At 43.1% G+C, this 26279-nt stretch carries 22 protein-coding genes, 3 pseudogenes and 1 riboswitch; of the genes and pseudogenes, 7 read left to right on the top strand and 18 right to left on the bottom strand.

Going from position 1 to position 26279, the window contains the following annotated elements:
• Positions 1-98: 98 nt before the first annotated feature.
• On the bottom strand, positions 99-1031 hold the full coding sequence (locus AB6D06_RS15380) for a siderophore ABC transporter substrate-binding protein (RefSeq protein WP_048610912.1): 933 nt from the start codon (positions 1029-1031) through the stop codon (positions 99-101).
• Between the two features lie 927 nt (positions 1032-1958).
• Here AB6D06_RS15380 and AB6D06_RS15375 point away from each other — a divergent pair.
• Positions 1959-2168, top strand: coding sequence for a hypothetical protein (locus AB6D06_RS15375; RefSeq protein ID WP_004731601.1), 210 nt, complete (start codon positions 1959-1961; stop codon positions 2166-2168).
• 230 nt (positions 2169-2398) lie between these two features.
• Here AB6D06_RS15375 and AB6D06_RS15370 read toward each other — a convergent pair whose 3' ends face one another.
• From AB6D06_RS15370 to AB6D06_RS15345, 6 genes and pseudogenes are all read right to left on the bottom strand, one after another.
• Entirely contained in the window at positions 2399-2992 is a 594-nt protein-coding gene (locus tag AB6D06_RS15370; protein ID WP_372110870.1) for a hypothetical protein, read from the bottom strand.
• Positions 2993-3244: 252 nt separating this feature from the next.
• Positions 3245-3901: a potassium channel family protein gene (locus AB6D06_RS15365; RefSeq protein ID WP_372110868.1), complete on the bottom strand. Its 657-nt coding sequence runs from the start codon at positions 3899-3901 to the stop codon at positions 3245-3247.
• A complete protein-coding gene (locus tag AB6D06_RS15360; RefSeq protein ID WP_136974477.1) occupies positions 3902-5002 on the bottom strand; it encodes an AI-2E family transporter in 1101 nt (366 codons plus the stop codon). It lies immediately after the preceding gene.
• Between the two features lie 22 nt (positions 5003-5024).
• Positions 5025-5597 (bottom strand): annotated as a pseudogene (locus AB6D06_RS15355) (hypothetical protein); the annotation flags it as partial.
• Positions 5586-6266: pseudogene (locus tag AB6D06_RS15350) on the bottom strand (PAS domain S-box protein); the annotation flags it as partial. The pseudogenes AB6D06_RS15355 and AB6D06_RS15350, both read right to left, overlap by 12 nt.
• A 274-nt stretch (positions 6267-6540) precedes the next feature.
• The gene (locus tag AB6D06_RS15345; RefSeq protein ID WP_372110865.1) at positions 6541-6969 is read right to left on the bottom strand and encodes a PACE efflux transporter; all 429 of its coding nucleotides are present in this window, start codon (positions 6967-6969) and stop codon (positions 6541-6543) included.
• 137 nt (positions 6970-7106) lie between these two features.
• Between AB6D06_RS15345 and AB6D06_RS15340 the strand changes: the two genes are divergently transcribed.
• Positions 7107-8009: a LysR family transcriptional regulator gene (locus AB6D06_RS15340; RefSeq protein ID WP_104214942.1), complete on the top strand. Its 903-nt coding sequence runs from the start codon at positions 7107-7109 to the stop codon at positions 8007-8009.
• A gap of 418 nt (positions 8010-8427) precedes the next feature.
• A complete protein-coding gene (locus tag AB6D06_RS15335) occupies positions 8428-8772 on the top strand; it encodes a hypothetical protein (RefSeq protein WP_009844840.1) in 345 nt (114 codons plus the stop codon).
• 128 nt (positions 8773-8900) lie between these two features.
• Here the strand turns inward: AB6D06_RS15335 and thiE are convergent, their stop codons facing one another.
• A complete protein-coding gene (thiE, locus tag AB6D06_RS15330; protein WP_372110863.1) occupies positions 8901-9518 on the bottom strand; it encodes a thiamine phosphate synthase in 618 nt (205 codons plus the stop codon).
• Positions 9519-9779: 261 nt separating this feature from the next.
• Between thiE and AB6D06_RS15325 the strand changes: the two genes are divergently transcribed.
• Positions 9780-11723 (top strand): methyl-accepting chemotaxis protein, encoded by a 1944-nt coding sequence (locus AB6D06_RS15325; protein WP_372110860.1) that lies wholly within the window; start codon positions 9780-9782, stop codon positions 11721-11723.
• Between the two features lie 132 nt (positions 11724-11855).
• Here the strand turns inward: AB6D06_RS15325 and thiM are convergent, their stop codons facing one another.
• From thiM to AB6D06_RS15275, 10 genes are all read right to left on the bottom strand, one after another.
• Positions 11856-12641: a hydroxyethylthiazole kinase gene (gene thiM, locus AB6D06_RS15320; protein WP_372110857.1), complete on the bottom strand. Its 786-nt coding sequence runs from the start codon at positions 12639-12641 to the stop codon at positions 11856-11858.
• A gap of 29 nt (positions 12642-12670) precedes the next feature.
• Entirely contained in the window at positions 12671-13351 is a 681-nt protein-coding gene (gene tenA, locus AB6D06_RS15315; RefSeq protein WP_372110855.1) for a thiaminase II, read from the bottom strand.
• A gap of 8 nt (positions 13352-13359) precedes the next feature.
• Positions 13360-14316: an ABC transporter substrate-binding protein gene (locus tag AB6D06_RS15310; RefSeq protein WP_017086372.1), complete on the bottom strand. Its 957-nt coding sequence runs from the start codon at positions 14314-14316 to the stop codon at positions 13360-13362.
• Between the two features lie 103 nt (positions 14317-14419).
• Positions 14420-15235 (bottom strand): ABC transporter permease, encoded by an 816-nt coding sequence (locus AB6D06_RS15305; protein WP_102454476.1) that lies wholly within the window; start codon positions 15233-15235, stop codon positions 14420-14422.
• Positions 15228-15986: an ABC transporter ATP-binding protein gene (locus tag AB6D06_RS15300; protein WP_137002139.1), complete on the bottom strand. Its 759-nt coding sequence runs from the start codon at positions 15984-15986 to the stop codon at positions 15228-15230. Before AB6D06_RS15300 ends, AB6D06_RS15305 begins: the two co-directional genes overlap by 8 nt.
• Positions 15976-16869, bottom strand: a complete 894-nt coding sequence (gene thiD / locus AB6D06_RS15295) for a bifunctional hydroxymethylpyrimidine kinase/phosphomethylpyrimidine kinase (protein ID WP_372110851.1) — start codon at positions 16867-16869, stop codon at positions 15976-15978. Before thiD ends, AB6D06_RS15300 begins: the two co-directional genes overlap by 11 nt.
• Positions 16870-16965: 96 nt before the next feature.
• Positions 16966-17077, bottom strand: a riboswitch (TPP riboswitch).
• 98 nt (positions 17078-17175) lie between these two features.
• A complete protein-coding gene (locus AB6D06_RS15290) occupies positions 17176-18093 on the bottom strand; it encodes a DMT family transporter (RefSeq protein ID WP_372110848.1) in 918 nt (305 codons plus the stop codon).
• A gap of 85 nt (positions 18094-18178) precedes the next feature.
• Positions 18179-18907 carry an AraC family transcriptional regulator gene (locus tag AB6D06_RS15285; RefSeq protein ID WP_102456564.1) on the bottom strand — a complete coding sequence of 243 codons (729 nt, stop codon included), beginning with the start codon at positions 18905-18907 and terminating at the stop codon, positions 18179-18181.
• A 244-nt stretch (positions 18908-19151) separates the two neighbouring features.
• Positions 19152-19403, bottom strand: coding sequence for a DUF2999 family protein (locus AB6D06_RS15280; protein WP_009844829.1), 252 nt, complete (start codon positions 19401-19403; stop codon positions 19152-19154).
• 129 nt (positions 19404-19532) lie between these two features.
• A complete protein-coding gene (locus AB6D06_RS15275) occupies positions 19533-20630 on the bottom strand; it encodes an ElyC/SanA/YdcF family protein (RefSeq protein ID WP_372110844.1) in 1098 nt (365 codons plus the stop codon).
• Positions 20631-21114: 484 nt separating this feature from the next.
• Here AB6D06_RS15275 and AB6D06_RS15270 point away from each other — a divergent pair, with 484 nt between their 5' ends.
• From AB6D06_RS15270 to AB6D06_RS15260, 3 genes and pseudogenes are all read left to right on the top strand, one after another.
• Positions 21115-21789, top strand: coding sequence for a glutathione S-transferase family protein (locus tag AB6D06_RS15270; protein WP_372110841.1), 675 nt, complete (start codon positions 21115-21117; stop codon positions 21787-21789).
• Positions 21790-22080: 291 nt separating this feature from the next.
• Positions 22081-22314: pseudogene (locus AB6D06_RS15265) on the top strand (transcriptional regulator); the annotation flags it as partial.
• Complete coding sequence (locus AB6D06_RS15260; protein ID WP_372110838.1) at positions 22314-26042, top strand: COR domain-containing protein; 3729 nt, start codon at positions 22314-22316, stop codon at positions 26040-26042. The pseudogene AB6D06_RS15265 and the gene AB6D06_RS15260, both read left to right, overlap by 1 nt.
• Positions 26043-26279: the final 237 nt, after the last annotated feature.

Genomic DNA, 26279 nt, shown 5'->3' with positions numbered 1-26279 from the left:
AAATAATACTAAAGGTAGGTCTCGGGTAGCCCGTATAAAAAAGGGAAAAAGGGCTTATAAGAACACTCTTATAAGCCCGAAAATCTGATGGTTAATAACTATTGAATCGTACGTTCAATGTCACCAAGCATTCTGTGAATCGCCGTCACACCGCCACCAGCCAAATACCAAGCACTTGAATCAAGGTAAACGATATTGCCGTGCTGCGCTGCAGGTGTTGCCGCAACCAGTGGGTTATCAAACAGTTGTTGTGCGCGACCTTCTGATTTGCCAATCGCTTTTTCACGGTCAAGCACGTAAAGCACTTCAGGTTTTGCATCTGCAATGTATTCAAAAGAGATTAGGTTGCCGTGTGTTCCTTTGATCGGAGCCACAGTTGCGCTCTTTGATTCCACAAAACCAAAGTCATCAAAAATGATTGAGAAACGGCTGCCTTTGTTGAACATCGCAATGTTGTTGCCGTTGTTCATTAGCATCATTGCTGAAGTTTCGTCAGACGCCACTTTGTCGTTTACCGCAGTAATAGAAGCTTGAGTCTCTTTAATGATCGCTTCTACTTCAGCTTGCTTACCAAAGATGTCACCTAGCGCGCGCCAGTTTTGCTGAGCATCAGCCCAGTATTTGTCGCCTTCAATAGAGAACATGATGGTCGGAGCAATTTGTGCCAGTTTGTCGTAAACCTTAAGCATGCGGTTTTCCGCGATGATGATGTCAGGTTTCAACATGTAGATAGCTTCAAAATCAGGTTCGCTTAATGAGCCTGTATTTGCCGTCGTATCTTTGTACGAAGCTAGGTAATCAGGCAGCAAGCTATGAGGCGCGCCAACTGGCTGTACACCAATTTTATCGAGCACGTCTAAGCTACCGTGGCCTAGAACCACCACTCGCTGTGGTACTTCAGTAAACTGCGCTGTGCCTTTCACATGCTCAATGGTGACGGTTTCCGCATGCGCGGTCATCATGAATGATGATGCTAGAACGATGGCAAGCCCGCTCAATAACTGGCGAACTGAATTGATTGTTTTCTTCATGTTTCTTCCTTTGCCATTGATACAAACCACCACTCATGACAATGAAAGTCACATTACTCATAGACGAGCATGGGGCGTACACAACTGCTAAATAACGATAATTTAAAGTCTGTCATTGGATTGACAACAAACTTGTAACGCAAGTGAGAACTATTATCAATTATATTTGCACTAAATTGGCGATACAACAACTTTATTATTCAGAAACGTAAAAGTGAGTATTCATATTTTACGTAGTCAGGAGAGGTATTAGGAATCAGAAATATCAAAAAGACGCGAAGAGGAAAATACTCATCAACCTGAAGAAAAAAACAGATGGGGAAAGCACCCAAAAACCCTGTAATTACAACGCTGAACCCCAAAATCATGGATTGTAATTTACAATGTAAAGATCATATACAACAGAGACTTAATCATCACCAAATTAGCTGATCAATTAAACCCACTAATGACAACGAATACGAACAGCTGAAAAGCCAAGACTCAGTCAGATATCATGGTCAAATCCCTGACCTTCGCTCATTTAACCTTCAGTAACCGATGGTAAATCACCCAAAAATATTTTTGAATTTAATTGAAATAGGGTTGTAATTTTGAAAACTAGGCGTATAGTTCGCCACCTGGCTCTAATCTATAGAGCTGTTAATGCTAAAGTAAGTCCAAGTTCCACATAGACAGTTCTCGATTCCCTCGTTACACCATCTCTGCGTCAGCTTTCACCCAGATAGTCATTCAATAGCTTTTAAATTCGATCCTACTACCGATCTATCGTCATTTGCTCTTTTGTCAGCGAAGTCAGAATAGATCGAGCACTTAAATACAAATGTAATAAACACAAGGCACAGTTATGTCACGCAGAACAACACGACAAACCCATTGGTACCAACTATCACGCGAAAAAACAGTCAATAAACTAAAAGGTAATAAATGCTCAAGATTAAAATAGATTTACACAAAGAAGAGATTTCATGGGTCACCGAGATTCGACAGCTCAATAGCGATATACTCCACCGCCACATATTGCCCAAGCTACAACATCACAGCTATCTCATCGACTTTGAATTTAATGAACGAGAAAGCATCGGAACTATCGTTTCAGGCAACGGAAACACCCTAGGACATTTCACACTCCTATAGCATTTCCCAAAGGCTACAAAAGAAACACCATCTAGTCCCAAAGATGTAAAAGATGTCACCCTCAATTCGCTCTAGCAGAACAAAATAGAGTAGAAGTAAAACAGATCTGAAACCTAGCCCTTTTTGCATTTCACACGCGGCTAACGCTAGCTAGGTTATCGTACTTCTATTGAAACCAACTTATATCAAACTCTGAATCACCATTGAGTCATTATCAGTGCATTCATGGACTAATAAGTTAACGGCATCGACCTTAACTTCTGATCAAGAGTATATAAGTGTTCTGCAGCTTGCATGTGTTGAGGGTAATCACTGAACTTCTCACGATTCTCCTCATTCATCTTACATGTCTCATCCACCAGCATTAACTTCCAATACAGCTTCGTTGTATGCAACATCGCCAGTAACGGTTTGAACACCTCTTTCTCATAAGCTTGAATCAACTCTTCAATCAACTCGTCACGTTCGTCTTCGCTTGCGATTGAACCCTCGGTTGCCGACAACACTTTTTGATACTTCAGGTTTTGTTGCAGCTTATCCATGACCGTTTGGTTTTCTTCCGCTAACTCAACAAGCTTCGACTTAATGATGTTTACCCAATTCGCTTGGTTCAGTACTGTGTCATCAACGCTGGTAAAATCTTCTCGTATTTGTCGTTCAACATCTTTTTGAGCTTTCTTTAAAACCGCACGCACCTTTTGGAAAGGCAGCTGATACTCCTTACTTAGCTCGATAATCAGTTTATGAAAACCACCATTTGGAAGGTGTAAGTTTTCTTTAAACGTCGCCATTGCAGCTTCTTGCTGTTCGGTAAGGTGAGTCATTCTGTTTCCTATTCTTTATCACTTATGGTGCTGAGCCCGCGATCATACCACTATTACCCTCGTTTTTTCGGTAACTTGAACAGTTACACCTCGCTATGCCGTTAAATTCACCCAACTCTTTACCTTTTGCCTAGTTATTAATCCATATGGCGTTAAATGGTAAAACTGATCATCGATTAAAATCCATACTACACCTGTTCCAACAAAACAGACTTCTAACTTATACAGGTACTTAAATGAAAAAGATTGCACTTAAGATTGAGACTGCGCAAGTCGGATACTCACCAAACTCGCCACCATGATGGCCAAGTAGAAACTGCCAATAATGGATTCCATAAACACAAAGAATTGAGCAATAGGCAGAGCTGGTGATATGTCGCCGTAACCAACCGTAGTCAAGGTGATAAAGCTAAAGTACATCGCATTAAACAAGTTCGTCAGCCAGACTTGCTCTTCTAACCCGTTAAAGGCATTAGGAAAGATCTCTAAAATTAACAAGTAGATGGTCGACCAAGCAAACCCTAGCAACAAGTAAATACAGATGGAGCCGATGATGTGATTGGGTGTCACCGTTTTGGCTTTCATCACCTGCTTCAACGCCGAGTAAATGTGTGAAAACAAGAACACAGCCAACGCCGATAACGTTACTACCGATAAGTTATAGCCTTCCAAAAATGAAAACACACCAGACACCAAGGCCGTGATCAACAACATCCCATACCAAGAGCGATACAAAGCTCGCTCTTTATGAATACCAACAATTGAACTCGCCAAAGTAATAATGATAATAAATAGTATTGTTTTCTGTCCTTGCGGATAGAACTGCTGCATCACAGCACAACCAAAAAACAACACCAACAGTGCATAAAACAAGAAGTAGAAGTTGTCGTCTTTCGAAACTGGTTTCATCTATTTTCCCTCGACCTCTGCAGGTTTTTTCTCAGTTTCTTGTTGATTTTTCTCTTCAAGTCCAAGCCACGCCATCATCAGCTCATAACTTAAACTCAGTATCACAGCACCGACAAACAGACCGACGATGCCTGACATCGCCATTCCGCCCAGCGCACCCAATAGAATTACCAACATTGGAATGTGAGAGCCACGGCTCAGCAGTACTGGCTTCAAGATAGCGTCACTGCCGCTCACTAAAATACACCACACTAAGAACAAGCTCGCCGCCAGTGTCGATTCAACGCTGAACATGTAGATGATCGCCGGTAATAGAGCGAGAATCGGTGGAAGTTGGATTATCGCAATGAGCAGCACAGCTAGCGCCCAAAACGCAGCTGCTGGAACGCCTGCAATCACCAAACCGATTGCCGACATCATGGATTGAATCACAGCCACACCAATCACACCTTGCACAACGCTTCGCACGGTCGATTTAGAGAGCTCTACCAACTCTTCACCTTTACCACCCGTTAAACGCGCCACTAAGTGAGTCACGCCGGTTTTGCATTTATCGGCATTACTCATGAATGCACCCGCAATGATGGTAGAGATGATGAACTGAATAAAGCCGCCACCTAACGAGCCAAGAACAGAAGCCGCTTTCGTCGCAAACTGTTTAAGTTCATCCGCATACTTTATGAAAGTGCCTTCAATATTGTTGGAGGCGGCAACCAAGGTTGAATAAACCTTTTCCCCTATTAATGGAATATCTTGTAAGGACTCTTTCGGTTTAGGCAATGACAATGTGCCATCTTGAAGCCCTGTCATCAGGTCAGTCGCGCTGGTGTAGATACCAGAAGAAAGCGCCGCCAAAGGAATAAATAGAAGAATCACACCAATAAAGCTCAGCAATGCACTGGCTTTACCTTTCGACATCCCGGTTTTATTTGAAATTGCGACCGCCACTGGATACAACGCAGTCGCAATGATCGCACCCCATATCACCAGAAGAATGAATGGGCGCAAAATCGAAAAACACCAATACACGAGCATGGCAATCGCTGCGATCTTGATGGCAGCGTCTATCGCCTGTTTTGAAAAATCATCGGTTAACTTCATGAGACGTCCTTGTTAGACAAAATTAAGGCTGATTTTGTAGAAACTTCCAATTCCGTGTTTCTAGGAATAGAGAAGCCAAAATCATATATATGCCAATTAACACTAATTGGAATATGCGTATAAGGGTGTTGCTATCGATATCACCGGAGCTCATCAATGTGCTACCAACAAGTACGAGCAACGTACTAAATGCAGTGGCGAAAATAGGTGCTTTTTCGGGAACCGTGTAGATCTTGGTAGCCATAAGAATGGCAATAAGTCCTATAAACAAAGAATAGAAGACAATGTTGGGTACTATAGAAAGAATTGAAAAAGCAGCAATCGCCAGCAATCCCCCGATACCGTTACTTATCACCAGAAAAGCGCTCAACTTTATCGACTTCTCTGACGTAATCATCAACGATAACAACGCAATGAACATCATTGTCAGCAAAGCTTCAGATATTTGAAAAATAAAGAAAAAACACACCACTGGATAGGAGATAATCATCGCTCTAAAGGCCGCATACCAACGCTGTTTCTTTTCGAGTGGCGCAGCAGCGAAGCCAGAGAACGCCGATTTAGGCTCAGGGAAAAACACATGCACTAACGCAAAACAGGAATGTGTGTAACCATAACGCTCTGCCAGGTTAGAATAATGTTTTAAGTCGTTATCAAAGCGGCGTCGATTCCAGCACCCTGTCAGTGAATCCGTTTCCACCAGCATTCTTAATCGACGCTCCAATATCTTGCGTCGGCTAATATCCGTAAAGGTCACCACGTACTTGTTATTGTGCGGCAGAATTTCAGTTAGCTTTTCCACCACAACGTTTGCGGTAAACTGCTCACCAAGTCGACTGACGCCACTCAACTCACCTTTCCATCTCTGGTTTTCCTTCAGTGAGCGAGTAATGGTCGTGATTAGGCTGCTGTTATTCATAAAACAGAGATCAAAAATCGGACGAGATTCGACTTGGTCAAAGGCATAACCTGAAACCCGAGAGAATTGTTGATTCACTTGTATGACCCTCAATTGACTATCGAGGACAATAAAACCTGCGACACCATCAATGATCGCTTCCGACAAGTTATTCTTGCTTTGAGCCATTTCATGTCGATAAAGGCGTGCGGTAATAAGAGTGCTAAGTAAAAACAACGCACACACCGAAAAAAACATGGCTGGCGTAGAAGCAATACTCAGCAACCACAAGCTAAATGCCATATTGAGGACAAGTGCAGACACCACGTATAGCGGCATTTTTCGGTCATAACTTAACTTGTTCATAGTTTGCTCTGGTGATGGGCGAATGACTATGATGGCTAAGTTTTAATTAAGATATTTACCATTTTACGACACATACAAATTCAAATTACATATCGAACAATAAGTGCATAGGGTTACACTAACTATTAAGCGGAAGAGATTGAAAAGATTCGAGACCGCCACTTTGAATGCCAACCAGTGCCGGGTTACCTAGGCCTACTAACCGAATATCTCCGTCAAAATAACGAATAAACAAACGGTTAGTGGCCAAGCTCGTGTTTACTGACTTGGTAGATTACTGAACGGCTAGCTCCCCTCTGCGTACCCAGAATGCTCGAACATGGTCATAAATCAGATTAAACACAAACGCGTAAATGGTAATAAAAATGGTCACGCCGATGTCCATCAAAAATGCTTGCCATAACCCCACGTTAAGTAAGTATGCCATCACAGGGATCGTCGCGATCAACAAGCCAGCCTCAAATAGCACGACGTGAAAAACACGTAACCTAAGCGAACGCTTTGATTTTTCACCCGTGAAATAACGATCAAAAATACGGTTAAAACAGTAGTTCCAAATCATTGCGATAGTCGCAACAACTATCATGGTTCCTGATAGTGTATTCACATCGTGATCAGTAAATATCGCTAAACCTATAATTGACAGTGTGACGGCCAATACTTCAAACAACACCGAATGAAAAACTCTCTCTAACGTACTCATACATTCCTATAGCAATTTATAACATGGTGGACTTACCTAAATTATGTCACCGAAAACAATAAGAGAAAGTTAACAGCCATCACGTTTAGTGATAGCTTAAGTATAAGTACCCCATTTTGTATTGAGCGAGAGATAACATGTACAGTTTTGAGCAACTAAAAGTCTTCGTCACGGTGTGTGAAAGTGGCTCTTTCTCTGCCGCCGCTCGCAAACTGAAACGCGCTCAGTCTGGAGTCAGCCAGTCGATCGCCAACCTAGAAATTGCCATCGACCAAGAGCTGTTTAATCGAGAGAAAAACATCCCCGTTTTGACCAACACAGGTAAAGCATTATTACCTGTCGCTAAGTCGATTCTCGACCAACAAAAGTACTTCGACCAAAAAGTAGAATCGCTCACACAAGAAGATGAGCACGAACTGATCATTGCGGTTGATGAAAGCATCATAGATAAGAATTTCATTAAGATAATCAGCTCACTGGCCGATCAGTTCCCAATCACGCACTTCGATATCATCACCACTTCTACCTTCGATGTTGAAGATCTAGTGAGACGTGGCAAAGCGCAGATTGGCATCATCTATGCGGATGGTGAACTTAAAGTGGATATGGACTTCTTCTTACTGGGCCAAGCCCGCTTTCTTACGGTTAGCTCCGCCACCCACGAACTCAGCCAAATGTCGGTAGTACAAGACTCAGATCTAAAGCGTTACCGCCAATGTGTGCATCGCAGTTCAAAGCAGCGCGAACTTTGGTTCACCTACGGTATTAGCTCGATGCTTTGGTATGCCAACAACCACAAAACGATCATCGATCTCGTTGAACAGAACGTTGGCTGGGCAAACGTGCCTGAAATGATGGTGATGGAAGGCATTCAAAAAGGCGATCTCGTAGCACTGCCAGTGGCACACGAGCATGGTGGTTGGATTACTCCAGTGGGTTGCTTAGTGTCTCGCAGCCATATCAATGGCCCAGTGTTAACAAGTTTACTTGAAAAACTAAAAGGCCACTCATTAGAGAACAATCAATGGCAAGCCAACTAATCTCCCCCAATTCTTGAATTCAGCCTATTTTAGCAACTGAATCCTAAGTCAATGACGGTGGTGTTTTCTCCAGCACTACCTCATTTCCGGCTTTCGTGCCGATAATTTTCTTTGTCGTGTGGATAAAACACCTTAGTTGATGTCCAAAAGTGACCTAACTACACTGCGATCCCAACCGGGTGTGTCTTTTCAAACGAATGTAGACAGACCCAAATCGCTCTTTAACATCACTGACCCAACTTCAAATCTCCTAGATAAGCGCTCAGCCTTGCAGTTGCTTATGCCGGTTTCAAATAGATCACTTTTGAATATTGATTCGCACCCAGTTTATGAGCCCTCTTCGAGTGCTTTTTTATATCTAAATGAACCTTTTGGAAAATTTGTCGTGAACGTTTTAAGAAATATTTGCCCTGAGAAAATGGGCAAAGAGCGTAACAAACGAGAGTATGATTTACGCGTACTTAATTGTGTCAGTGAAAGCGAGTATGAATCGCGTATGGCAGTTTGGAATAGCTTAACTTTGGTTGCTACTCCGTCTGTTTCAGAAACAAAAGGCTTCATCGATGAGGCTTTCAACAAACTTCAGCAAGACTTGAAAGAAGCAAGCCGTGAGTTATCGATTAACTACACGGACTTCATCGCAATGGCGCATGAAGAGCTCAACTATATTAAGGTGTTTGTTGCTGATAAGACCGCACAATACGGTTGGTATGCCGCGATCGTTCTTATGATCATCGGTACTGTTGCTTTATGCGCTCAGTAAACCAAACTGTGTATTAAATAAATTGTCTTAAAAGCTCAAGCGATAGGCCAATTTAGCCTTTCTATTAGCCTGTTCTTTAACTAGAAAACAAATGGTTAACCTCATTTGTTTTCTAGTCTATAACCCCTTCACTCTCCCATCAGAGACAACAGATCCCGCGTCGCTTGTTTTGGATCTTCAGCGTGGCATATCGCTGACACCAAAGCCAACCCATGAATGCCTGTCTTAACCAACGTCGGAATGTTCGACTCGTTGATTCCACCGATACCCACAATCGGCAACTTCGTTGTTTCCAACGCCATTTGAATGCCTTCATAACCCCAATGTTTCTTTAGATTCGTCTTGGTCGGTGTGGCAAAAAGCGCACTGAGGCCAATGTAATCGATCGGCAAACTATCGGCTTCTTGAAGCTGTTGCTCAGTTTCGATCGACAGACCAAGAATCTTGTCTGGGCCAATCAACTGACGGGCTAACTCTGCAGGCATATCCGATTGCCCTAAGTGCAAACCATCGGCGTCGACAGCCAATGCAACGTCCACTCGGTCATTGATGATCAGCGGAACACCGGAGCCAGCTAAAATCGACTTAACCGCTTGTGCTCGTTCAATGAAGGCTCTTACGTCCCCATGTTTTTCTCTTACTTGAACCATAGTGAAGCCACCCGCAACCGCTTGTTCAACCACGAATTTAAGCGTTTCTAGATCTTGTTGGTCGTCAGTCACCAGATAAAGTTTATAAGGGTTCATCGCGTACCTTTGAAGTCGATTTCTAAAATTGGTTTTCTGCCATTTTACCGACAAATCACATCCTATGCATGGAAGTTAGCACTTAATTCCTTAAGTTAGGCGGTTGAATTCAAATACGCAACTCGTTGAAAGCATGTCGAAAAACCCGATTTTTCTAACAAAAGCGTTACTTATTACACAAACTATTCGCTTTAGCATGCCCAGAATGCTGTTTTATGAAATACTCCCCTATGAAGGAATCAGGTAAATATAGGGATAGTTATGCGCCACCTTTCTATAGCGCTCAAGATCAAGCTGGGTTATGCCATCTGCTTGCTCTTTTTCGTCATTTCAGGCCTTGTGAGTTACAAAGGTATTCAAACCTTGTCGAACGGCTTTAGCCAGTACAGTGACCTCAGCCACAAGGCGACATTGTCAGGCAACATTCAAGTGCACTTTCTTCAGATGCGTTTAGCTTCTGAACGTTACTTAGAGTCATTGGATGATCAATACGAAGCGAATTATCAATCGAGCAAACTTGCGATTGATGAACTGCTGAACAACTTAATCCAAACCACCACCAATACTGATAGCTTGTCGAGCCTGCAATTAGTGCAAGACAGCGTTGCAGCTTTTGATGCGGCTTATGGATCAATGAAACAGAGCCAACTGCTCATTGACCAGTTAGTGAACGTGGAGATGGTCACACGAGAAACCAACGCACTGAAAGCGGCTCAGAGCTTATTGTATGAGTCTTACAATAACAATGATCCAAACGCGAGCTTATACGCAGGCATGTTGATGGAGAACTTCCTCGCAGCCAAGATCACAGTGCTGAGTTACTCAAACAACAACGACCTCAAAACCTATGAAGCTGGTAAAGACATTTTTGAATATGCTCTGCCAGGTATAGAAGGCGATATTGAATCTCTTAAATCATCTCCTTATCAAAGTGAACTGATTGAAGATTTCTCTAACCAACGTGAAGCGTACGCGAAAGGCTTTGAACAAGTTCACCAACAGATGCTGGAGAACACTCAAAGAAGCGCTACCCTCGCCTCTATTGGTGACAGCTTAGCGATTTCGGTAGCTGATGCTCAGAGCATTCTAGAACAACAGAAACAAGCATTAACACCAGAACTGCAAGCCAGCGAAAAGCGCTCGATTCAAATCATCATATTGCTGACGGGTGTGGCTTTAGTTATTGGCATGACGAGCGCCGTGTTGGTGACTCGCTCTATTACTAAAGGCATCGCACAAGTTAAACAGATCACCAACGAGCTTTCTCAGGGCAACCTGAATGTGGAAGTGAACATTGAGAGCAAAAATGAGATTGGCGAACTGCTGACTAATATGGAGATCACCATTGAATCTCTGCGCGATATTGTTGGCCAAGTGAACCGTTCTAGCGTGCGTATTGGTGAGATGTCGGAGTCACTCAATCAAGTGACAAATAACAGCTCGACCAACGCAACACAATTGAACAGTGAAATGATCAATATCTCTTCTGCCGTTTATCAATTAGCTTCCAGCACATCAGAAATTGCGGCAAGTGCTAACCACGCGTCTCAAGTTGCCAACCAAGCGACCGAGAATGTGGCGATGGGACTGAAAGAAGTAGATAAGACACTGCATGAAATTGGTAGCGCCGATGAAAGCATGCAGGTAAGCAGCCAAAAAGTGACCGACCTACATAAAGAGTCGATGAACATTGGTGCCATTCTTGAAGTAATCAAAGGCGTTTCTGAGCAGACCAACCTGTTGGCATTGAATGCGGCTATTGAAGCTGCGCGCGCAGGTGAACAAGGTCGCGGATTTGCAGTAGTAGCCGATGAAGTGAGAACTCTAGCTAAGCGAACTCAAGATTCTGCAAGCCAGATTGACGAACTCATCACCTCGTTACAGCGTGGCGCTAAAGATGCGTTAGAGTCGATCAAAGAGAGCCACAGCACGGTTTCCGATGCTTCAACTCAGGCACAGCAAGCTTCTCAGAACTTGCATGTGATTAACCAACACATTCAAGATCTGAACCAAGCGAATAGCCAAATTGCAGTATCTGTTGACGAGCAAGATTGCTTGACCAAGTCACTGGGTGAAAACGCGCAAGGTGCAAATACCATCGCGCAGAGCAACCAAGAGTCTGTAAGCAGCATTTCAGGTGCAGCGAGCGACTTAACCGAAGTTGCTCATCACTTAGAAAGCCAAGTAAATCGATTTAGAACCTAACCAATTGCTCATATAACGAGATAGCTAACACAACGACGAGTTAATACGGTTTTGAAGCAATAATAGAAAAGCCCTCAACACATATGTGTTGAGGGCTTTTTAATAAGCTACGAATGCAGATCTAGATTGAATCTACTGAATCTTCAAACGTTGAATCAGTGTCTCTTCATCTAGTTGATACAGCTCATCGAGTAAGTTCATCTGCAAGCTACCTGGGCCACGTGAGTTCTCAGCTGCGATTTCACCAACCACACCCAACACCGCTGCGGCAGCCAAGCCACTGTCATCACCGACTGCAGCGAAAGCTCCCGTTAATGCAGTAAGGGTACAACCCATGCCCGTCACATACGGCATCATTGGATGTCCGTTGTTTAACGTCACAACACTGTCTTTAGTGACAACGTAATCTGTCTCGCCAGAAATCACCACATTCGCACCGTATTCAGCGACCAAGCATTGCGCAGCACCTACCGCGGCATCACTGCTATCTAGCGCATCAACGCCTTTGCTCTGTGCTTGCTCGCCCGCTAACGCGATAATCTCAGACGCGTTACCACGAATGATCAATTTATCCGCTAAACGTGCAATTTCACGAGAAGTCTCAGTACGCAGCGTACTTGCACCACAACCCACAGGGTCAAGAACCACAACCTTGCTGTTGGCATTCGCTTGTTCAACCGCGAAACGCATTCTTGGTGTCCAAACACTGTCTAACGTGCCAATGTTAATCACAAGCGCGCCAGAGAAAGACATCATCTCAGCCAGTTCTTGCTGCGAGTGCGCCATGATAGGCGAAGCGCCAATCGCCAATAACGCATTGGCCGTATTGTTCATCACGACGTAGTTGGTGATGTTCACCACCAGTGGCTTTTGCGCTCGTACATCACGCAGCGATTGAATAATTTGTTCAGTAAGCATGGATAAATCCTTATTCGTTAGAAGTCGCTTTAAACAGTTGGAGAGTCATTGAGAGCGTTCAGCCCTTGCTGCCAAAAAGCCACTTCCATACGCGTTGCGGTTTTGAAGATATGAACGATGTTCTGACCGCGCTCGGTGTTGATATCAATTTCAGCAAGCAGTTGATTGAAGTATTCCGCGCCCGTTGCTACGCCAGACTGGAACTCTTCTCCGCCGTAAAGCTGTAGCCAGCTTGCGTACGGGTTGCCTTCCAAAACAGTATCACGGCTTTCTAACAGCGCTTTACCGATCACAGCGTAACCAATTGAACACGGAGCCAGTGCCGCATATAAGTCGACAAGATCACCCGTCATACCCGCATCTAGAACGTAGCGCGTGTAGGCAACAGTGCCGAAATCTTCAGGTTCGTTTTCTAAATCCGATTCGGTTAAACCCCACTGACCACAGTAAGTCACATGGTGAGAGATTTCAGAATCTAGCAACGCATGAACACTTGGCAGTGCACGACGCATATCAGCCAAGGTTTTAGCCTTGTAAATTGCCAATGCATAAGCGCGGGCATACTGCTTTAAAAACAGAAAATCTTGCTTCAAGTAATGCAGAAAACACGGCTGAGCGAGTGTGCCGTTTGCCAGCGTTTTAACAAAATCATGCTCGGTGTAGTCTTGCCAATCTTGTTGACAGGCTTGGATTAAGTCTTGGTATTTCATGAGATTCCTTAGTCAAAAGTCGGTACGTAGTCAGCGGCTTTTGGTAGTGATTTGATGATGCCTTTGTCGAACATGAACTGTGCATAATCGTCGTAACGCTTTAGGTCTACAGCAGAAGGACGAAGTGCAAAACGAGTCAGCGTGTCGTTCCATGCGCGTTGGTTAAGTTCGTTGTTCAACGTATCTGGTGAATACGCGACAAACTCGCTCCATGACTCTTGTGGGTGGTTCACAATGTAAGTTGTTGCTTGCTCTAATGCTTTGTTGAACGCTTTGATCGCTTCATCGTCGTGCTGCTTTGCGTTCGCAACAAAGATCAGCTCATCGTAAGCTGGCACACCGTGCTCTTCTGGGAAGAACGCTTTTGCTTTAAAGCCTTCAAGGGCTAATTGGTTGGTTTCGAAGTTACGTAAGCCACCCCAGATTGCATCTACCTTTCCCGATGCCAATGAAGATGAAAGTGCCCAACCAACATTGATGGTTTGCACGTCTGTAAACGCAACGTTTTCTTGAGCTAGCATGGTGCCGATAGTCGCTTCTTCGTTACCCGCAATCGCAATACCGATCTTCTTACCTTTCAGATCCGCTAGTGAATCGTTCTTGCCGTTATCCAGAACCATTAGTGTGTTTAGTGGCGTCGCGATAAGGGTTGATGCACGAACTAAAGGAAGGCCCGCTGCCACATCCATGGTTAAACTTGGTTGGTAAGTTACCGCTAAATCGACCTTACCTGCCGCGACCAATTTTGCTGGCGTGCTTGGGTCTGCAGGTTCTTGGATTTCAACCTCTAAGCCTTGGTCAGCAAAGTAGCCACGCTCTTGAGCAATCACGATTGGACCGTGGTTCGGGTTCACAAACCAATCCAACATCAGTGTCAATTTCTTTTGTTCAGAGTCCGCTAGAGCATGACCTGAAACCAATGAAGCAAGCAGTGCCACTGCACCTATCAATTTTGTATTTTTCACGGTTAACCTTTCCTTTTGAATATTATTCTTATGTTGAGCGAAGCGTTATTAAACAGGCTTTATTAAACGAAGCCTTATTAAACAAGTGTTATTGAGCAAGCCATCATTGGTTTTCCCAAGGGATAGCTTTTTTGAGTAACTTATCTGTGATGAAGTAGAGCGAGATAGAGAGCACCGCCAAGATAAACAAGGCCGCAAACATCTCATCAATGATCATTCGCGCGTTGGCCTGTAGCATTAGGTAACCCAGCCCTTCACTCGAACCAACCCACTCCCCGACGACTGCGCCAATTGGGGCAATAACCACCGCCACACGAATGCCAGACGCTAATGTTGGCAGCGCAGCAGGCAGTTGGATATAACGCAGCAATTGCCATTTCGATGCGCCCATCGTTTTGGCAAGATCGAGATAGCCTGTCGGTGTATTACGTAAGCCGTCATAACAACAAGTCGTCACAGGGAAGAAGATAATGATCGCCGCCATCACCACTTTTGAGGCGATGCCATAGCCAAGCCACAACATCAATACTGGAGCAATCGCAAACACAGGGATCGCTTGGCTGGCGATTAAGATAGGTAACAGCCAGCGTTTTAGTGGCTCGAACATCAACATCTGCAGGGCGAAAAACAGCCCCATGGATAAACCGAGCAATAGACCAAGTAAGATCTCTTGCGCAGTCACCCAAGTGTGTTTGAGCAATACATCGTAGCGTTCGAATAGTTTAATAAAGACTTCTGCAGGCGCTGGCAGAATGAAGCTCGGCATCTCGAAGATAACCACCACCAGCTGCCATAAGCCCAAAATCACAGCACTGCTGATCAGCAAACGCATAACGGGATTCATCTGGCGAGGACGTTCAGTGCTAGCCTTTATGTCGGTTGAACGAGCCCCAACTTCACTTCGCGTTAGATCATTCATAATCACGCTCCAACTGGTCTAAGATCGCTTGTTGTAACTCAGCACACTCACCATCTAACACTCGTGGCGTCGCTGTATTAGGCACAGACAATGACTGAGCGCTTGCAGGCGTGCCTTGCAACACATACAAATTGTCCGCCAAACGCACCGCTTCTTGTGGATCATGAGTGATCAACACAACGGTTTTATCTCTTAACAGTCCACACGCTAAGCTTTGTAACTTATGCCTTGTTACTGCATCCAGCGCAGAGAACGGCTCATCCATCAGCACGACTGGCTTGTCTTGCATTAAGGTGCGAGCCAAAGAAACACGCTGGCGCATGCCACCAGACAACTGATCCGGCATAGTAGACGCGTGATCAGCCAAACCAACCGCAGCTAACAACTCTAGTGCTTGATTGGTTTGCCGTGCTTTATCAGAAACTGGATTTTGAAAGCGATGACTCAGGCAAACATTGTCGATAACCGATAGCCATGGCAGTAACAAATCTTGCTGCGCCATGTAAGCGATGCGGTCCGTTAAAGGCAATTCATCGGACGTTGCCAATGTGCCCTGCCACTCCACCTTGTCGTCCAGCAAGCCTGCCAGATAACGCAATACCGTGGTTTTTCCGCAGCCACTTCGACCCAACAATACCGTCCACTTACCTGCGTTTAAGCTAAGCGACAACCCAGACAAGGTTGCGTGCTCACTGTCGTTATAACGTAAGGAGGCATTGCTGAGCTGAACACCAACCGTATTAACGGACATTACCGTGTCCAACGAAGAAATGATTTACAGGGCCATGACCTTGACCAACTTGCAACTCATCAGCATGAGCAATCGCGCGAGAAATGTATTGTTTGCCTAAGTCAACAGCTTCTGCCAGCGTGTTGCCCTGAGCCAAGAAAGAAGCAATGGCAGATGAAAGCGTACAGCCCGTGCCGTGGGTGTTTTTAGTCGGGAAACGCTTCGCGCTAATCAAGGCAGACGTCGTCGGGAGAATCAGTAGATCGTTACTGTTTTCATCTTTCTCTAAATGACCGCCTTTGAGAAGAACGGCTTTAGCACCTAGTGCGCGTAAATCTTCAATCATGCCCTGCATTTCAGCTTCGCTTCCAGGTACCGGCTTGCCTGTTAGCGCGGCGCCTTCTGGCAAGTTAGGCGTAATGATGTCTGCGAGTGGAATCAGCTCTTGCTTTAGCGTGGTGATAGCCGAGTTTTCTAACAGCAGATCACCACTTGTCGCGACCATCACAGGGTCAATCACTAAGTGTTTAGGTTGGTATTGTTTGATTTTGTCCGCGACGACTTTGATGATTTGCGAATCGGCCAACATGCCGACTTTCACAGCTACGATATTCAGATCAGTGAAAACCGCATCTAACTGGCTAGCGACATGGTCGAGTGGAATAGGAAAAATGGCGGAAACGCCTTGCGTGTTCTGGGAAGTGATCGCGGTAATTACCGAACAAGCAAAACTACCTGTAGCAGACATGGCTTTAATATCAGCTTGAATACCGGCACCGCCACCACTGTCTGAGCCTGCGATCGTCAATACAATCGGAGTGTTCGTTCGAATCGAATCATCAGCAGAGTGCTGTGAAGCTGAGGCTTTTGGCGTTAAATCTTTTGAAATAGAACTGTGTGTCATTGTCGCTCCTACTATCTTACAAGACGTAGGAGAACGAACACTGATCGAAGGAGAAGTCGCATTAGGCTCATGAAAGTTTTCATGTGTGCAGACGTAGATCGAGTGCTTATAGTTCCCTACGCCAGTGTTAACTGAATCAGGTTCAACGGGTCTCGATTAACGATCTCAGCAAACACCAAATAAGGTATATGCCCCCCGACTATTGATAGCGATAGTAACAGCACTCTCACAACTGAGGTACTGATTTTATTCAATTATAAGAATTACGCATGAATAAATTTCAATTAGGCACAACAAAACAAATACTTATAGCGTTCCTTTAGATGGCTTCGACTGTATCAACAAGCACAGCACAATCAGAAACATACCTAACCAACCTATAAAAGGAATCAGCTCACCGACAACGCAGACGGCAAGCACCGCTGCAACTACTGGTTCAAACAGAGTCAGCAGATTGGCGCTACTCGCGGTCACGTGGCGTAAACCAAAACTGAACGCGATATAGCCCAAGCATTGTGGGATTAACGTCAGATAACTGATGACTAATACGTTAATCTGCGAGGAAAACAGGTTCTCCCCCGTAAACCAGAGCGTTGGCAGCAACAGCATCGCACCAAGGCCAAAAATACTGCCCATCGCCGCTTGTGACTTAATCCCTTTGTCGATCAGTGCTTTGGTCGCCCAAGAATAAATGGCGTAACACAACCCAGCGACCAGACCTAAAGCAATACCCAACAGCTTGAGATCATCACCGGATTCATTCGTCGATGAAGATTCTGAAAACACCAATAGCCCAATACCCACCACACCAATCGCAAAGCTAGTGAGCCAACGTTTGTTGATATTATTCTTTTTGCTAATCAGACACTCTAACAGTGCCGAAAAGAAAGGTGCGGTTGCAATCGAAACCACGGTACCAACCGCTACGCCTGATAATTTCATTGAAGAATAGAAAGCTAATGGATAGACCGCCAAAGCCAAAGCGCTCACTGTCAGCAGCTTCTTGTTCTGCAAAAGCTTGTCGAAAGCGAATAGGATTTTTCGATACGCCAAGCCCGCTTGCATTAGGCCACCGACGCCCATAGAAAAAGCACCAATTGCTAATGGGCTTAGATCAGGAGCAAAGCTTGCAGCGGTGCCTGTCGTGCCCCATAAAATAGAAGCAAACAAGATGGCTAAAGTGCCCGTTTGGAATTCGTTAACGCGATTGATGGCAAGATTCATTTCTATTACCCAATTTTCAGTTCTGAAATAGATAATAGTGAAGATTGATAAAAGTTAGTTTGCCGAAAGGACGCTATTGTTGTTTCTAAAGACTGTCTTTCATTGAGCCTAGAAACGCCCTTGGAGACATGCCAAAGTGCTGAGAGAAGCGACGACTGAAAGCAGACACATCACTATAGCCCACATTTTCAGCAATCAATTGAACCGGTAAATCGGTATGAGTTAACAAGGCTTGGGCTTTCTCCATACGATAGCGAGTGATGTATTTAAGCGCACTGATGCCCAAGCACTCTTTGAAGCGTTTTTTGAATTGAGTGGGACTCAAACAGGCCGTTTCTGCAAGTTGTGGAATGGATAACGGCTGGGTGTAGTTATCCGCTATCAACCTTTGTACCGCCCGGATTCTTGGGTCGATGCTCTTACTCACTTGTTGTTGCTCTAACAGCAGTGAAAACACATCCACGATTGATGACTCAATACCACTATCGACCTGATACTCCAACTGCTTCTCAACAAACAGCAAGAAGCTCATCAAAGGTGGCGTTATCGTGAAAACCGAGAGCTCATGTTCTAACAAGTGCTGCGGTAACTCTGCCATATCCGCGACAATAAACCGCGCGGCTTCATCCGCCTTAAACGCATGCGCTGTGGTTACTGGAATCACCACACATTCGCCCACGGCCACTTTGCCGACATACCCCACCATCTCGATATTGATACTGCCTTGGATCGGCAATACCAATTGATGATGGTCATCATGAGCATGGGTATTAAATTGCTTGGTGTAAGATCGAATGCTTAAGCTAGATTTCATGAGCAACGCCGGAGTAGATCGGTTCAGAACGAGTTAAAACACGAAACTACATGATTTGAACAAATGAGTCACTTCGGGTTGGCATTTGTTAGTACCCTAACCCATTCTAATGGCGATCAAAAAAGCCGCTCAAGCATCAATCACAATGCTCAAACGGCTTTTTATTAGAGTCTAATTAGCGCTGCCAAGAACCGTTAGCCAAACCGGCTATCGCTCATGAGCTCAATCGCTATATCACACTCGATTATTTTTGAAGTTGCTCTTTAGCCGCTTCAACCTTAGAAAAATCTAGGCCAAGCTCTTCAACTGCTTCTTTGATTAGCGCAGGGTTTTGCATTACCTGACCCATCAGCATTTGAAGTTTGTCTTGAGGTAAACCAAGTTGGCTGATTGTCGCCATTGCTGCAAGAGGGTTCTCGGTCAACGTCTTGAATATCTCGCTGATCTGCTCGTCGCTAATATTGTTCTCTTTCAACATTGCTAAAATCGGGTTCATTTTTTTGCCTTTGAAACACTAAATTAAGTAGGAGCACAGCATACCATCTAGCTGTGCTCGGTTGTACTAGCAAGTGAAGCTTTGGTTTAACGCGAACTGTGCTTTCCCAAACGCAAATAATGCTTGGGCTTAACGAGATTCCAATGGGTAAGAGCGGTAGCTCCACATACCATACGTTCTCAGTGCATCACGGTAGATACCTAATAGCTCACCACTGCTCGCTTTCTTAAGATCTTCTAGCGGCTTGTCTGGGGAAGAAACCGTATCGAAGGGAATGCCCTGAGGGCCCGTTTGCCAGCTCGCAATTTCAAACAGAGTTTGACCACGACGAACGTGGCTCGCCGAACTAATAATGGTCGCGTGTTTAATATCATGACGAGCAAGCGCATAGCTACTGAACAAGGCGTTGCCTACCGTGCTGGTCGCGTAGTTCTCTTCAATGATGCGGTCTTTGCTTACCCCTTTTGAGATAAGCCAATCCGCCATTAACTTGCCTTCAGTCTTATGGTTCTTCGGCACGCCGCCGGTTAACACGATCATCGCGTCTGGGTTAGCTTTCGACATTGCTAATGTGGTTTCAAGACGTTCAATCAAGATTTCATGCATAGAGCCATCAGGGTTAAGCGCGTAGCCCAAAGTGACGATGGCACCGTGCTCATCCAATAAACCTTTGTCTGCCGACTCTTTCAGTGGTGTTTCTAACACGCGGTCAACCGTAGCAAAAATACGCTTGATGTCTTCTGCTTTGCCCTTGTTCAGGCTTTCCAGTTTCTCCATGTGCTTATTCGATTCACTTTCATTGCCTTCAAATCGCTGCCAAACCGCTAGATACGCATGAAGGTCGACATCGTCTGGCGCAACCGTCAGTGCTTGTTCAAACAACTCAATAGCGCGCTCTGCGTTCTTGTTGTAGATCTGAGCGTTCGCCGCCGAAATCAACAAATCAGTACGGTAAGGTTCTAACTGGTACGCTTCTAACAATCGGTTGGTCACAATTTCCATGTTGCTTGGCATTTTAGCCGTGAAGCCCGCGTGTGAAATTCTTGCCGGAGACTTAAACGCCTGCAACGCATCAAGAAGTAGTTGGTCGACAACTTGTCGCTTAGTCACCAACTGCGCGTAATCTGCAGAAGCCTGTACAGCGCCATCGTTAGCAGCAAAAGAGTAAGGTGTTGCGCCAAAAGCGAGCATGCCACCAAGAGCGAGGGCGATAATGTTCTTTTTCATGGAAAGATCCTGTGTCGTTAAGTGTTCACATCAGATTTGCTCACCAATGTAAGCCGCCAAGATTAAAAAACCGTGAACCAAACCTTATTCTCCAAGGTTTATATTCATTTGTTGCATAAGATGTGGCTGCAGATCACGACTTTATGCGCCAGAGTAGGCTCAAATATCCAGATAGCTTCGAGTTATGAGGAACTCCCTTGATTACTTTGGAATATTTAACTTCGAATCCCACCTGCCTATTCCATCTAAATCCGTAAGTTTCGAAGCTCAACATCAAACTTAAATGTGCATTTTATGTTCATTATTTCAGCAACTTAAAACGCTATCTCTCTACAAGTCGACGCTCATTCACGTTTGCTCAACCAAGTTCAAAAAGCACAGAGTGTGATATCAAATCAGTCAATTCACAGAAAATTCAAAAATCAATCATTGAACGATCGTTCAAGTGGTGCTTTAATAAATGACCAATACAAGGAGTTACCCCATGCTTAAGTTCTATTTTCACCAAACACCAAACCCAATGAAGATCGCTCTGTTTTTGGAAGAGACAGGCCTAGATTTTGAACTTGTTCCTGTCGATACCTTAAAGGGTGAGCAGCACACTCCGGAATATCGTTTGATCAATCCAAATGGCAAAACGCCTGCGATTGAAGACGAAGGACAACGTGTATTCGACTCTAACGCTATCCTGCTGTACCTATCTGAGAAAACAGGCAAGCTAGCTGGTCAGCCAGAAGACAGAGCTGAACTATTATCTTGGATGATGTTTATCGCCAGCGGACTTGGTCCATACTCTGGCCAAGCAGTACACTTCCGTCATGCTGCGCCAGCAGGCTTAGATTACGCGGTAAATCGTTATCTACGCGAAGCGCAACGTCACTACGAAGTGTTAGAGAAACATATGGAAGGCCGTGAGTTTTTCGTCGGAAATGAGTACACCATTGTCGATGTTGCTGCATGGGGTTGGATTGATAAAGCACCTTTCGTGCTTGGTGAAGAAGGCTTATCACCTTACCCGAACTTGAAGCGTTGGTTTAACGCAATCAACGCACGCCCTGCTGCACTGCGTGCTCGCGAAATCGGTAAAGGCATTGAGTTTAAAACCGAACGTGATGAAGAAGCGAAGCGAGCACTGTTTCCTTCAAATTACGCGAAGTAGAAGAAGTAAAGTTTGATAATGAGGCTCGGTAGTAATCAACTGGGCCACTTTTCTTCACCTTGATTACTCATAAGTAACCGTTCCATCCCTCGTCTTAACTCCAACACTTCCATCCTGTTTCAATCCCCCCCACTAGCATGTGTAATAATTAACCTCAAAATCGTAAGTAACTGTTGCAAGTCATAAAATACGGATTTAGAACTACTTGATATGAAATCATAATGATATTCTATACGTCATTAAATATTTCACAGGCTTTGATACGAGCCTTTAAATCAATCTAAGCGTGGTTTGTATATGATGTACATCGAGCACGATGAAACTAGATTCATTGCCGATAAAGAAATTCACCAAGCAGTTAGCGGCACGTACCTAGTCGATATGGACGGCCTACTCTCGCTCAACGACATTCAGCGTTTACCCGGTAAGAAACTAGCGATCAGCTTTAACGGCTCGACCCTAACAGTAGAAGAAGATGATGTGAGAATTGTAGGTAGTGTGGCGTTGGTGATGGAGAAGAAGTGATGAGTGAATTTAATCCGACTAAAATAGTTGAAAAATATTCCATAGACTTGATTAATAGGCTAAATAAAGAAGAGGGAAATAGCCTTGTCCTACATAACCAATCATTCGAAAGACTTCCCAAAAAATTAATCAGCTCAGCCTCAAAAGTTAATAGAATATATTTACAAGAATGTTCTAACCTGATATCCCTCGATGGTATTGAGGCATTTGTAAACCTAGAGTCATTAATTATAAATGGATGTAATAAACTAACATCAATTGATCAACTAGATAAACTAAATAAACTAAAAGAGCTTGGAATTGATTACCATCACTTTGAAACACTATCAAATAATAAAAGTGTAATTCTTAATAAAATAGAAAGAGTAATCTCATCAACAGAAACTATAAATTCAATTTCCAAAACAAACACTCGAATAAAGTCAATTAACATTTCATTCAGCTATAATGGTAAAAAATCATCTACAGAAGAGTTAAAAATCGAAAACTTATCAAATCTTGAAGAAATATCCTACTCTTTGGGTAGCACTATTGATACTTCCAAGTTAGATAAGGCATTTCCAAAACTTAAAAGGATATTTACTTACTCTTATTGTTCTCAAGAGGACCTAGACGAATTTACAAAAATATCTAGATTAACTCATCTATCAATAACAAGCCCATCGGTTGCAAATGGTGCCCTTTCATTAAAAAATGTAAAAAACCTTAAAGAGTTGAAGCACCTTTCAATAGATATTTACAACTCCGATGATGAGTTTATAAATATAGATGGTGTGTCTAATATAGAAAGTCTCAAGTTTCTTACACTAAAATCTTCCAATACACCGCTAGAACTTCAGTTTCTATCAAATCTTGAAAACCTAAGTCATCTTGACCTTAGAGCAAACTTCCAAGACGACAACCTCCATAATATTGCTCATTTAAAGAAATTAAAAACGCTAGCAATTGAAGATTCCGAGAACAGTCGACTAAAATCCATAGAAGGAATTGAACATATTCCTTTACTACAAAGATTAGAAGTAAAGAGCTTTCAAAAGATTTTCAACTTTAAAAAGCTAAGTACGTTAAAAAAATTAAAAAGTCTGTTTATTTATATTGAACGTAATTCAAGTCGGTTGAGTGAACTAATCAGACTACCTTCGCTACCTTTAATAAGTCACTTATCACTACCAAGCAATGTGGATTTCAGTACATTAGAAAATACCCCTAGTCTTGTTTCATTGACTATAGATGGAAACACTAAGCTATTTGAAGAACATTTATTGAAATTGAATAAACTGTCTAGATTAACCATAAGTGAAAATGAAAATATTTCTGACCTAAGAACATTAAATAATTTAAAATCTTTAGAATCACTTTACATTTCATATTGTAAAAATCTAAAAAGTCTAGAAGGGATCAATGATTTACATTCGCTAAAAAAACTATCAGTTATATGTTGTGAAGGATTAACGGATTTAAATCCACTAAAAGAAACGGATACAATAGATATAATCGACATAGTGCGTTTTGAGCCTATCTACATAGATTGGGATTTATCTAAAAAGATTTTTTTTGAAAATACATTATCGAATATATCATTTGAACTATCAGCAGAACATATACCAAATGAACTAACCGCATCCATGAATGTACATGATATTCATTCATGGTATTCAGAAATTATTAAACACGGTTATTCAACACCAAAATCAGTTAAGGTTATGATACTTGGTAACGGACGTATAGGAAAAACCCAGCTTGCTCGAAAACTCAGAGGAAAATGTTTTGATCCTTCTATCCCCAGTACTCACGGAATTCAAATTGATCAGTTCAAATCATCTAAAGTTGACGTAAAACTCCAGTCATGGGACTTTGGTGGACAAGATGTTTACCTAGGCACCCATAGTCTCTTCATCGATAATAGAGCACTTTTCCTGGTACTGTGGACTCCTGAGTCTGAAAATAATGACCTAGTCACATGTGAAGACATAGCGATAAGAAATAGACCTTTGAGCTACTGGCTAGCCTATTTAAAGTCCCTCGCAGGAAACAAAGCAAATGTAATTATATGTCAAAGCCAATGTGACCTCCCTGTTGATGACAAACCCGCCCCTATCCCACATCCACACCCTATTGAGGCTCTGGCTCCTATATCAATTAGTACTTATAGTGATGACGGATTGGAAATATTTTGGCCAACATTTAACAGAGCACTTGACCGACAAATTACCAAGAATGGTGAAACTTGGCTTCCTAACTCTTGGCTCAAAGTTGAACATGATATTGATAAAATTACAGACCAAAAAACATTATCTTTTGAACAGTATAAAAACATTTGCAGTTCTTATGATGTAATGGCCCCCGATACTCTCCTAACTTACTTACATCAATCAGGAAAGGTTTTTTATCGCTCTGGCTGTTTCGATAACAATTTAATTCTAGATCAAGAATGGGCGCTCCAAGGAGTCTATTTATTGCTAGAAAGAGAAGATGCGCTTCCTCATTTATTCGAGATGGGGGGTAAATTTTCAATGGCAACAATTGAAAGACTTTTGTGGAAAGGAGAAGAGTGTAAAGTTGAAACGCATCAGAACAAATCATTATTTATTGAAATGATGACGCAATGCGGTGTCTGCTTTGAGATTCAAGATGGTAACTTCATTGCTCCAGATGCCCTACCAGCTAAACGTTTTAAAAGATTGGAAATTGACCAAATTTGGCAGCAAGCCGAAGCAAACTATCACGTAAAATTGAAATACGACTTTTTGCATGATGCAACAATGCGCTACCTACTCAGTAAAATTGGCGAAAATGCCAAAGTATCGGCCTGTTACTGGAAATATGGTTGCTGTTATTTCGATAGCAAACACAAAGCGAGGGTAATGTTCGATTGCCAAGTATTGTCCGATGAAGATAAGAGTGCAAACAGCAACTTTGAAAACTTCGGTCAGCCTGGATACATCAACATAGAAATTCAATCACCGAATGATAAACTAATTAAACACCTTGTAGACTCTATTTCAGAGATAAATCATTTAGGTGCAAAAGCAGAAATTGAGTGGCTAAAAGGTGAGCCTGAAACGAAAGAGTATACAATGAGAAAAGAAAACGAGTCGCCATTCTCACTTATTGGGGAAGCTGTAACAATTCCAAACCCTAAACCTACGGTTTATTTTTCTTATGCATGGGGAGACGAACAAGATCCCAAACAAAGCGTCTGTGATGAAATATTTTCAACTCTTTCAGCTGATAGCAGCCTCTCAGTATTTAGAGATAAAGAATCAATGGAATCTGGTGACAGTATAGAGGATTTCGAGAAACAGATAGGTCGTGCCGATTACGTATTGATGATTATTAGTGAAAAATCGTTGTATCACTCAGAACATTGTATGAATGAGCTTCGACTAATTCATGAACGTTCACAGCAAGACAAAGAATCTTTTGTTCAGAGAGTAATACCTGTGATTATGTCGGATGCTAAAATCAAGAATACTGAAGAAATTCTAGATGTTGTCATGCATTGGATGGACAAAAAAGAGGTATTGGAAAATAAAATAACAAAAATAGGTCCTAAATTTGCTGGAGCAGAAGCTACGAATAAGTTAAAAATCATGGATTCATTCATTAGCTCTACGTCAGATACACTCCACTGGCTAATAGATTTAGTTATTGATCGAACTTCCGAACTTCAAGTAGACACAGCTATAAACCTAGTTAAAGCGCGCATAAAAGAATTCAACACATAATATCGTTAGCGCCCTTTAGATTAATACAGGGCGCTTAATCTTAAAACTTACCAAAATTTATGACTTACCACCCACACTTCTAAATCACAGACTATGAACCCACCCTAGCAATAAGATATACAACTTCCGGTCTTGATACGCCCCCACAACATAGTGGTCTTTTTGTATCACGTACTCGATAGGTTCGACTTCCCATAGGTACACCAGTACTTAATATCATCCATTTAAAACCCAACA

Source organism: Vibrio sp. 10N.239.311.G01 (genome assembly GCF_041465805.1).
GTDB classification, from domain to species: domain Bacteria; phylum Pseudomonadota; class Gammaproteobacteria; order Enterobacterales; family Vibrionaceae; genus Vibrio; species Vibrio crassostreae_C.
The sequence above is the reverse complement of the archived record's forward strand: the minus strand, read 5'-3'. Positions and strand labels throughout refer to the sequence as shown.